The sequence below is a fragment of the Glaciihabitans tibetensis genome, from assembly GCF_003003265.1.
Lineage (GTDB): Bacteria > Actinomycetota > Actinomycetes > Actinomycetales > Microbacteriaceae > Glaciihabitans > Glaciihabitans tibetensis.
The window spans coordinates 1-1,845 of the sequence record NZ_PVTL01000017.1 but is presented as its reverse complement, the minus strand read 5'-3'; the positions used below and the strand labels follow the sequence as shown (position 1 = coordinate 1,845).

Here is a 1,845-nt window from a genome sequence, read left to right as displayed (position 1 = left end):
CGGTTACATTCCGAACCCGGAAGCTAAGACTCTCTGCGCCGATGGTACTGCAGGGGGGACCCTGTGGGAGAGTAGGACACCGCCGGACTTACTTTAGTAATGGCCACCTTCGGGTGGCCATTACGCTTTAACACACAGTGATGGCCACCTTCGGGTGGCCATCACGCGTTAACGACCCTCGACATGCTTTGCGCCTGGTGAGTGTTCGGTTGTCCGCTTCGTGGTGCGATCGACCCTGTCATAGCGAATTGGGGCCCATACCAATGCTTAGCGCCCGAACCATGGCTAAACTGGCGGCATGACAACGGTAGGCGAGCCTGGGCCCTGGCCGACGCTCGACTATGAGGCGCGTCCGTGGGGCCTCGCGGAGGACGCATACGGATCGCGCAACCAGAGGCGCTTGGCTTCCGGTCCCTACCAGGCCGCGCTGCCCGCGCTCATCTCGCACCGTTCGATCCCGCTCGAGGGCGAACTCGCTGCGCTAACTGAAGAAGCGGCAGCCGAGCTCGCGCGCTTTGACAGCGAGGTCGGTCAAATTGCCGCGCCCTTCGCTTCGATTCTGCTCCGCACGGAGAGTGCGTCGAGCTCGGAGATCGAGAACCTCACCAGCGGAGCCGGCCAAATTGCCCTTGCTGAACTCGGCGAGCGTGCGCCAAAAAACGCGCAGCTGGTAGTGGGCAACGTGCGGGCGATGCAGGCAGCCCTCAAGCTTTCCGAGACACTCACCGTCCACGCGATACTCGAGATGCACCGGGCCCTGCTCGAACACAGCGATCCTTTGATAGTCGGACATTGGCGGGACCAGCAGGTGTGGATCGGTGGGGGGAGTCTCGGGCCGCACACCGCGCAGTTTGTTCCGCCTCATCATGACCGGGTACCGGATTTGATGGATGATCTCATCGTTTTTGCCAACCGCACTGATCTGCCGCGGCTCGCACAGACGGCGATTGTCCACGCACAGTTCGAGACGATCCACCCGTTCCCAGACGGCAACGGCCGAGTAGGGCGAGCGCTCGTCCAGGCGATGCTGCGATCAGGGCAACTCACCCGTAATGTCACGGTCCCGGTGTCGGCAGGTCTTCTGCACAACACAGGGCGCTATTTCGACGCCCTCGGTGCGTATCGTCAGGGGGATGTCACGCCTATAGTGCGCGCGATCGCCGAGGCATCGTTCGCCGCGGTGCACAACGGCCGGCAGCTGGTCGCGGATCTCGAAGCGGTGCGCCAGGGGTGGGCCGAGCGAATCACCGCGCGGCGGGACTCCGCGATTCATCGCCTGGTGGATGTACTGCTGCGGCAGCCGGTTATCGATGCGGCGACCGCGGCGGACCACCTAGGCATCTCGGTAGTCAACGCGCAACTGGCGGTCGACCGACTGGTTGCGATGGACGTCCTTACCCAGGTGACGAGTGGCCGACGCAACCGTATCTGGCAGGCCAACGAGGTGGTGGACGCGCTCGATGCGTTCGGCGCGCGCGCCCGGCGCCAATGAATTCGGAAGGCGACACGCCCGGGCGTCCCGGTGCATTTGCGCCCCCTTGTTATTCCCCGTAATGTCATCTCTCGTCACCCCACAGGTTCGGAACTAGCCGCAGTGCTTACCGGCCTCAAGCGGGACAAAATCCCTTCTGATTCCACAACGCTTTCGCGTTGGGTTGTTAGTTGTTGGATGTATTGCCCTTTCCTTTGGATCTGGACTGATCACCGGTTGCTCTCGTAGAGAGATGCCAGCGGTCGAGAAAGAAGCCAAGTGTGATAGGTTTGTGAAGTTGCCCTGAGGAACACCGTGAGGTGGGATCAGGTGCGTCCGATCCTTGAGAACTCAACAGCGTGCACAATGTCAAA

1 protein-coding gene and 1 rRNA gene are annotated in these 1,845 nt (G+C 61.9%); both read left to right on the top strand.

Annotation, left to right across the window (positions count from 1 at the left end):
- Window positions 1-88: ribosomal RNA gene (gene rrf / locus B0I08_RS17470) — 5S ribosomal RNA — on the top strand; the annotation flags it as partial.
- 210 nt (window positions 89-298) lie between these two features.
- Window positions 299-1,492 carry a Fic family protein gene (locus B0I08_RS17465; RefSeq protein WP_106215231.1) on the top strand — a complete coding sequence of 398 codons (1,194 nt, stop codon included), beginning with the start codon at window positions 299-301 and terminating at the stop codon, window positions 1,490-1,492.
- Window positions 1,493-1,845: the final 353 nt, after the last annotated feature.